9 protein-coding genes are annotated in these 8,084 nt (G+C 37.3%); 5 read left to right on the forward strand and 4 right to left on the reverse strand.

Features of this window, described 5'->3' with window-relative positions; all coding sequences use genetic code 11:
• Nucleotides 1–347: 347 nt before the first annotated feature.
• Nucleotides 348–824 (reverse strand): CBS domain-containing protein, encoded by a 477-nt coding sequence (locus M901_RS01145; RefSeq protein ID WP_021276327.1) that lies wholly within the window; start codon nt 822–824, stop codon nt 348–350.
• 232 nt (nt 825–1,056) lie between these two features.
• Between M901_RS01145 and M901_RS01150 the strand changes: the two genes are divergently transcribed.
• Nucleotides 1,057–2,175, forward strand: a complete 1,119-nt coding sequence (locus M901_RS01150) for a twitch domain-containing radical SAM protein (protein ID WP_081653293.1) — start codon at nt 1,057–1,059, stop codon at nt 2,173–2,175.
• A 32-nt stretch (nt 2,176–2,207) separates the two neighbouring features.
• On the forward strand, nt 2,208–3,167 hold the full coding sequence (locus M901_RS01155) for an endonuclease/exonuclease/phosphatase family protein (RefSeq protein WP_021276321.1): 960 nt from the start codon (nt 2,208–2,210) through the stop codon (nt 3,165–3,167).
• 48 nt (nt 3,168–3,215) lie between these two features.
• Here the strand turns inward: M901_RS01155 and hpf are convergent, their stop codons facing one another.
• The 3 genes from hpf to M901_RS01170 all read right to left on the reverse strand — a co-directional run bounded on the left by hpf (nt 3,216) and on the right by M901_RS01170 (nt 5,176).
• Entirely contained in the window at nt 3,216–3,551 is a 336-nt protein-coding gene (gene hpf / locus M901_RS01160) for a ribosome hibernation-promoting factor, HPF/YfiA family (protein ID WP_021276323.1), read from the reverse strand.
• A 149-nt stretch (nt 3,552–3,700) separates the two neighbouring features.
• Nucleotides 3,701–4,228 carry a thioesterase family protein gene (locus M901_RS01165; RefSeq protein WP_021276326.1) on the reverse strand — a complete coding sequence of 176 codons (528 nt, stop codon included), beginning with the start codon at nt 4,226–4,228 and terminating at the stop codon, nt 3,701–3,703.
• A 36-nt stretch (nt 4,229–4,264) separates the two neighbouring features.
• A complete protein-coding gene (locus M901_RS01170; RefSeq protein ID WP_021276328.1) occupies nt 4,265–5,176 on the reverse strand; it encodes a hypothetical protein in 912 nt (303 codons plus the stop codon).
• 161 nt (nt 5,177–5,337) lie between these two features.
• On the opposite strand from M901_RS01170, the gene M901_RS01175 reads away from it, so the two are divergent.
• The 3 genes from M901_RS01175 (at nt 5,338) to M901_RS01185 (ending at nt 7,887) form a co-directional block, all read left to right on the forward strand.
• The gene (locus M901_RS01175; protein WP_021276324.1) at nt 5,338–5,817 is read left to right on the forward strand and encodes a hypothetical protein; all 480 of its coding nucleotides are present in this window, start codon (nt 5,338–5,340) and stop codon (nt 5,815–5,817) included.
• A complete protein-coding gene (locus M901_RS01180) occupies nt 5,810–7,264 on the forward strand; it encodes a sensor histidine kinase (protein ID WP_021276322.1) in 1,455 nt (484 codons plus the stop codon). Before M901_RS01175 ends, M901_RS01180 begins: the two co-directional genes overlap by 8 nt.
• Before the next feature lie 131 nt (nt 7,265–7,395).
• A complete protein-coding gene (locus M901_RS01185; RefSeq protein ID WP_021276320.1) occupies nt 7,396–7,887 on the forward strand; it encodes a CarD family transcriptional regulator in 492 nt (163 codons plus the stop codon).
• Nucleotides 7,888–8,084: the final 197 nt, after the last annotated feature.

The following is an 8,084-nucleotide window of genomic DNA, read 5'->3' on the forward strand; positions in this document are numbered from 1 at the left end:
GCACGAACACGTGAAATTTCGCTTTGTGAGTTCACAGCAGGAAGTAAACGCAAGATTCTAATTTAAGAAATTAAAATTATGCAAATATTAAGGCCTTACTTTTGTAAGGCCTTTTTTTGTGACTTCATTTTGATCAAAGAAGCTCGCTTCAGTGATACTGCTGTGACAAAAAGCAAATGATTTTGCTTTTTGACTGTGGACAAGGCACGAACACGCGAAATTTCGCTTTGTGAGTTCACAGCAGGAAGTAAACGCAAGATTCTAATTTAAGAAATTAAAATTATGCAAATATTAAGGCCTTACTTTTGTAAGGCCTTTTTTTGTGACTTCATTGTAAAATAATCAACCTATACCATGTGTGCACGAGCATGTTGATTAATTGAACTCGAGAAGACCTTGAGAATATCTCTCTTTGTCACAATCCCAACCAGTTTATTATCATCAACAATTGGAATTCTAGAAATCTCATTGCTTAGTAAGAGATAGTTTGCATCTGTTAGTGTCGCTGATGATGAAAGAGTATAGAGTTTCTTACTCATGACATCTTGAACGGAAGTGTTCTTGCACTTGTCAAAGACTTGTAGAATATCAGCATTGTAATGGGTCTGACCTAAGAGTTGAGTCATTGAAACCATCGCATGAGGAATATCAACTTTCTTACCAATAAAGTCTGACTCCGTAATCATTCCCACGAGATTATTTTGTTCGTCGATGACTGGGAGTCCTCCAATATCATTGTCGAGCATGATCTTCGCGGCCATGGCCACAGACTCAGTTGCCTTCACTGAAATAACACCCTTAGTCATAATGTCATTAATCTTCATTCGTGTCTCCTCGTTTCGTTATATAAATGAAATATCATTAGGGGAACAATATAATGTCAGGATTTTGTAAGATCGGCGTAAATTCGAAATCATGTCCCCAGTAATGACTAATAAATATCTTCTGTTGTTAATCGTTTTTGTGTACAATTGTCGTGAAGGTTTCACGGAAGGTTGTTTTGAAGTTTTGTGTACTACCCTTTGTGCATATGGAATTGCAAAATAGAGGGGATATATATATCTATGTTGTCATAGTCACTCACAGGTTCCCATTGAGAACTTAAAAGAGTCCTCATTTTCTGAAATTTGGAAGTCAAAAGAGTTTCAAGAAATTAGAGATAAGGTTAAATCGGGTCGGCTCTCAGAAGTTGAACACTGTCGAACTTGCCTAGAGCAAGAGAACTTGGGGATGAGGTCTTGGCGTCAGATAGAAAATCAAAATTGGAAAAGACGTGGTTACGACCAATCATTAAGCTTTGACAGTCCTCGAAGTATAGCAATTAGGTTTTCAAATACCTGTAATTATTCTTGTCGAACATGTCGACCATCGACTTCCACGGCATGGTTTTCTGATGCTAAGCTTTTAAATCCTCAAGGAACATATCAAAAGATTCAAAGTTATAATGAGGGTAACCCCATCCCCAATCAAATTGAAGATCTCTTGCCTAGTTTAGAAAGAATTTACTTTGCCGGAGGAGAACCTCTTTTAGAGCGTGATCATTATAGAGTTTTAGAACTGGCCTTGGATGTTAATCCTGATATTGAGCTCTCTTATGATACTAACTTGAGTACTTTTAGTTTCCAGGATTACAATGTCTTTGACTTTTGGAAGAAATTTAAGAATCTCAGAGTGTCGGCAAGTGTCGATGGTTATGGTCGTAAAGGTGAGTATATCCGCAAGGGCTTTGTTTGGAATGAGTTCTTAGAGAACTGGAATATGTTAAAAGCTGAAGTACCTCACGCGAGGCTAGCTATTAATTTCACTCTTAGTATTTATAATGTTCTCCATGTTTTGGAGTTTGTTGAGAAAGTGAAGGAGCTTAAACTCTTTGATGAGAATAATCCCTATGATCTTAACATTACTTATGTAGATGACCTTAAATGGCTTTCTATCAAAAGTCTCAGCAAGGAAAATAAGCATAAAGTTAGAGAGGCCTATGAAGACTATATGAACTCTCATCAATTTGGCCAAGTGAACCAATTTCTAAAAGATGCACTCTCTTATATGGATAGCGCAACAGATGAGCTGGAATCAACCTTCTATAGCTATACGAAGAGGCTAGACTTTATTCGAAATGAAAGCTTTCAGGAGATATTTTCATCAGAATGTGGATACCTTTTTCCTACTCTCTAGACCTGATGAACTCCTTATAGTAGATATGAGCAATGTTCAAGCTCGCTCTAACTCTCTTATTCACTCTTTCGCTCCATGCGAGCTCTTTAAAAGTTCTAACTTTTAATATTGGGGCACTTCTGCCACATTCCTCTCGTATTGAAAGAGGGATTGAGATATTTTGCGAAAGAGTTAAGAAATTTGATTATGACTTGGTCTTTATTCAAGAGGCCTGGATAACAAGTTATCGAAAGAAGATTATTCAAGACTGCCAAAGAGAGTTTCATTTAGACTTAGATTCTAAAACGGGAATTTTGCGAAATCAGGCGCAAGGAAGAATTAAGAGTTTTAAAGGGCACTTTGTAAGTTGGCTTTTTCGCTATATTATTCCCGATTATGGTGTCGACTCTGGAATGCTCATTCTTAGTAAGTACAAACTAGATAATCCGAAGAGATTATTCTTCTCGGTAAGTGGAAGTGAGGACTATCTTCTGGATGGTGAGCTACTAGTGTCTAAAGGTGCGATCGGTGCAAATCTTTTACATCCGCGACTTGGGAAAATCTTTGTTGCTAACACTCATCTCACATCAAACTATGTGGATCATCAGTATGATAAGAATCGTCTTCAACAGCTAAAAGAGCTCTCAACATGGTTTAGAAAGCAAGGAGGACAAAAGCCTGCAGTTCTTGGTGGGGATTTTAATATCTCTCCTCCTGGAAAGCGCTATCTTAATAATGAAACCCTCTGGAGTGCTCTGCGAAAGAGTTACTTTAAGAATAAGAACTTTCTTAATTTGGACTTTAAAAACTTAACGACTTATCCTGGTGAAGGAGTTGGTAAGGATGAGGGTTTTGTGGATCACTTAATTGGGCTTAATGGGGCCTTTCCTAAAAAGGGGAAGGTGATAAAGCTTGATGGTGTCTCAGATCATTATGCTCTTGGTGCAAGAGTTATCATTGAGACTAAATCTCTTAAAGGACTCAAAGAATCTGAAGAGCTTGCAAAGAATTAAGAAAGGTGCACGACTCGCGTGCACCCTGTCCAGGAAGGATTTTTTGGTTTAGGCAATTAACGATTCATGTTCATGAGGGCGCCTAGGATGCCTCATCTCATGTTTCTTCTCATTCTTTTTTACTGCTTGTGTTGTGACCTTCTTAATCGCAAGATCGAATGTCTTGTAGAGATTGTCCGCTTTGGCCTTGGCCATAATAATTGGCCCTTGGTGACCTGAAACTTGAAGTTCTGAGTAGTGAGTATCTTTTTCTGTCCAGCAGTACCAATTTACATTGAGGTTGGCATTGGGAAAGACCTTTTTGAGTTTCTCACTTTTTTTCGATATTTGCTCATTAAGGGCCGGTGTGTGTTCGAAATTTTTGAATGTAATTTGTAATTTCATTCTCGTAGCTCCTTTGTTGCTAGAGCTAGTATGCCAAAAATAATTTGCGAGAGAGTGATAGATTGGTAAGGCGTTTGTCAAAAGAATGTCAATTCGACTTGATCACTTTTATCAAGAAATTGGAAGGTCTTGAATTCACATTCGCTCTCTTAATTATGAATTGTATGTTGAATAAAGTCCTTCTCTCCCTGTACTAATTCTTCGAGATAAGTTGGCATAATAGGTGAGGAGTCACTTCTGCCCATGGCCTTGATGACTTGCTCAGGTCTTAGGAGCTTCTTATCAATGAAGCCGGCCTTAACGATGGCCTTAGCAGCAACTCCTTTTGATGTAATAAAATCTTGTTCGATGTAAAACCATTTCTCATCCCAACAAAGAATCTTCGTTACTAAGTCAAACTTTTCAAAAGGTCCAATTTGTTTGCGGTAGATAATATTCACGGCCGCCGCCATCACTTTCCACTTATTTTTAATAAGGTGCTTGGCGAGTCCACTTTTAAAGGTGAGATCAAAGCGTCCCAAGTCCATAAAGGAGAGGTATTTGGCATTGTTTAAATGGAGATTGTAATCGATATCAGTTGGGCCAACTCTAAAGGAAAGTTTCTTTTCTTTGAGAATATCTTCTTCTTTTGTGAAGAAGACCCATTTAATGAGAAGTTTTATAAAGCGAATCCACATAAGCTTATTCTACTTATGCGGATTCGATAGTTCAAATTATTCAGAAATTTTTGCTTTAAATCCGAGGTCCCAATCAAGTTCTGATTGGCACTTGTAGTCTTCATTTTCTAGAGCACACTTAAAGCTCTTAACTTCAATCTTATTATAGAACTCTGCAGCTCCGGAATTAAGTTTCTTTGAGAGCATAAAATTTGCTAGCTCAAGAGAGTCTACAGCTTCTGAAGCAAATAGTGGTAAAGTGATTTTATAAATTTCACTCATCTGAGATGCGTCAAGATCAAAAGACTTAATCTTCTTTTTAAAGACTGAGCCTTCCTTGATGAGATTGCCGAGCTTGAGTTCTCTGTTGATATCAATTCTGATCTCATCTCTTTGCTCATTGATTGAAATCTCTTGGCCATCGATTGAATATTTTTCTTTGAGATATAAATCAAGGGCCTCTTCTATTTGTACACTTGAGTTTGGATCACTAGTAACAGCGGCCTTTACTTGATTGAAGACGCTCTCTGTAATTTCAGATGATATTCCACGATTCTTAAATTCTTCAACAATTCCCGCGTAGATAATAATATCTTTAATTCTATCGATTTCTTCTTTGTCTAGAGCGCAGTAACCTTTAACCTTATAGTTTAAGCTTTTCTTATTAAGGACAAAACCTTCTTCAACCCCAAAGCACCTCTTATTTTGTGTCTCTCCAAGATCTTGCATTTGCTCCTGATGAGAAAAGAGAGTCGTTTCACTCGTTCCATTCTTGATAATAGCGCTAACTTTTGAGACCCCTGAGGCCGTCACCATCTTCGAGATAAATTCTTTTTTGTCTTTCTTTAAAAAATCAATCTGACTTGTTAGTTGAGTTTTTGCTCCAATATCAAGGGATTGGGCCAATGTAAGATATGGAATTGCAATAAGTGCCAGGTACTTTAATGTATTCTTTGGTGTTTTCTTCATAATTTCTCCTCTCAGTAAAACATGGTTTAAATTAACAAATAGGTGTACGCAGTGTGTCTTTTTTGTAATTTAAACTAGGACTGTTTAAAAAATAAACACCAATTATAGACTAAATAAATTATTGATAGTAAAACTTGGGTATAGAGAAATGAGGAGAGTTTATGAAGGGTATTTTTACGATACTGCTAGCGCTAGTTTTTATATCAAATGCTAATGCTAGAGTTCCAAGACAAAAAATCCACTTAGTAGGAAATTACGATAAGAGTATAAAATCTTCTTTCAAAGTCGATTTTCTTAATAAGTATAAGCTTAAGAAGATTAAAATCAGAGACCCTTATCAAGATAATAATTTCTATGAATTTGAAGGTTTGTCATTGGCCGACATCTTTAACTACTTTGGTCCAAAGGCCAAGAGTTTAGACGTCGTCGCTATTAATCTCTATAAGATAAATTTTAAAAGAAACCATCCTCGTGCTAAGAAAACATTCTTCGTCTTTAAGGAAAACGGCAAGTTCATCAATGTTGATAAGATGGGGCCAATGAGAATTGTTAGAGATTATCAAGGCATTATCAAAGATACGGATTTGGCCCTAGAGGGAGTAGAGTGGGTTTGGATGATTAAAGAGTTAAGATTTGAGTAATAAGAATAGAATTTCAGGACATCAGGTAGAAGATAATAAGAATATGGCAAATCGTCGTGCCATTCTCTCTTCTATTGCCCTGTTTATTTCAATTTTCTTTGTGGCCCTCTTATTAGGTCGCAATATTTCTCATGACATAGAAACGAGTGTCTATAGCTACCGCCTTTTTTCAAGGGGCTATCTACAGTCTACTAATGCACTCTTTGATACGCAGCGATTGCTTGAAAGGTACCTCAGAACACAAACTTATGGTGACCTGGAAAAGGCCTATATTCGTGCACAGTCAGGAAAGGGGCTCTTCTTGGCCTTTCTCAATGAGTATAAGAGAAGCTTAAGACCTGGAATAGAGGAGAACTTTGCTGATCAGCATAGAACCCTTGCACTCTTTAGTGAGGTTATTACGGAAATTGAGCAGGGACTCGATATTCTGGAAGAGGAAATGGTTTTTGAGCCTACTCGTGTCAGTCATATTATAGAGCGAATTGGTGATCTCAATGAGCTCGTTCTTGCTCAAGAGGCCAAGGCCTGGTTTGATCGTGCCCTCTCTTTTGATAGTGTTCAAAAGAAAGTTGTCTCGAATCGCCAATTACTCGTCATTCTCTGCATTTTTCTCTTCTTTGCGATGATTGCATTAGGTTACTTTATTTTAAAAAGACGTAAATTAGAACAAGAGGTTGAGAGTAATCGCTTGAGACTCTTAAATTCACATCGTATGCTGGCCCTAGGGGAGTTCTCAGCTTCTGTGGCCCATGAGGTGAATAATCCTCTCTCTATCATTCTATGGCGTCTTAATATCGTTTTTAAGGAGCTGGCAGGTATCGATGAGGATAGCAAGCTCAAAAAGAATCTGGATAGCATTAAGGTTCAATCTCAAAGAATAGATAAGATTATAAAAGGAATTAAACTCCTTTCTCAAAACTCTAATAATCTAGATAATGAATACTTCTGCTTAAATAAAGTTTTAGAGAGTCTTGAAGATGTTATTTGTAATAAGGCCGATCTCTATAATATTAAACTCAAGATTGAACCAATGAATCAGCCTGTTGTTATGTTTGGTAAACCTGTCCAATTAGTTCAAGTCTTTACCAACCTTTTGAATAACTCTATAGATGCTATCCATGATAAATCTGAGAGGTGGATTCATATTGAACCTTTTGCAGAAAATGGCATGGTAGAAATTAAGATTACAGATAGTGGTCACGGTATTCCTAAAGAGGATCAACGTGAGATCTTTAATCTTTTTTACTCGTCTAAGAAAACAGAGGGGACGGGGATTGGTCTTGGTCTTTCGGCCCAGATGGTAAAAAGCTTTGGGGGGAGCCTCAATTATAATCATCGACATCCCAATACTCAGTTTATTCTTAGGCTGCCATATTCAGAGTTTCACCTACCAAAATTTCACGAACAAGAGGCAAGAAGAGAGAAAGAATCTCTCAATAACTCATAAGTGGTTGATTTTGCTGATCACATAGAAATCGTTAAATGTATACACACCATGTAATTATTACTGGCCACATTGAATAATTCGATGCGGCACGTTATAACTAAAGGGACTGATAAATGACCCGTGGAGGTATTATGTTTAATATTGGCGATTATGCAGTTTGTCCAGGACATGGTGTAGGACAGATTGTAGACATTGAAGAGCGTGAGGTGGGTGGAGATAAGCTTTATTTCTACATCATCAAAGTTATCGCCAACGGTATGACTGTCATGGTTCCTACTAATAGCGAAAATGGTATTAGAGGACTAGTCGATGATAAAGAGATTGGCGAAGTTTACGAGCTTCTCAATGATCATGATGTAAAAGTTGATAACTCAACGTGGAACAGAAGATACCGTGATTATATGGCCAAAGTAAAAACAGGATCTCTCTTAGAGATTGCTGATGTACTAAGATCGCTTTTCTTATTAAAGAATCAAAAGAATCTCTCATTTGGAGAGAAGAAGATGTTAGATCAATGCAAGGATCTAATCGTTCAAGAAATTTCCATTACGAATGGGATGGAAAAGCAGAGTATCTCAAGTAAAATTGAAGACTGTTTTGAGAATGAAACAACTCAACAATAATTAAAAAGCACCAGAGGGTGCTTTTTTTTGCAAAAAAAAAAAGGCGCCTATGACAGCGCCTCTTTCGGGAATTATTTAGCTTGCTTTATGAGGACTAGAAGATTCCATCAAATTCATCATCAAGATCTTCACTTCCACATCTTTTAAATTTAAGGTGGTATACCATTGCTGCATTGAAGTCGGCCGAATCAACAGTT

It is taken from the genome of Bacteriovorax sp. DB6_IX (genome assembly GCF_000447775.1).
GTDB lineage: Bacteria > Bdellovibrionota > Bacteriovoracia > Bacteriovoracales > Bacteriovoracaceae > Halobacteriovorax_A.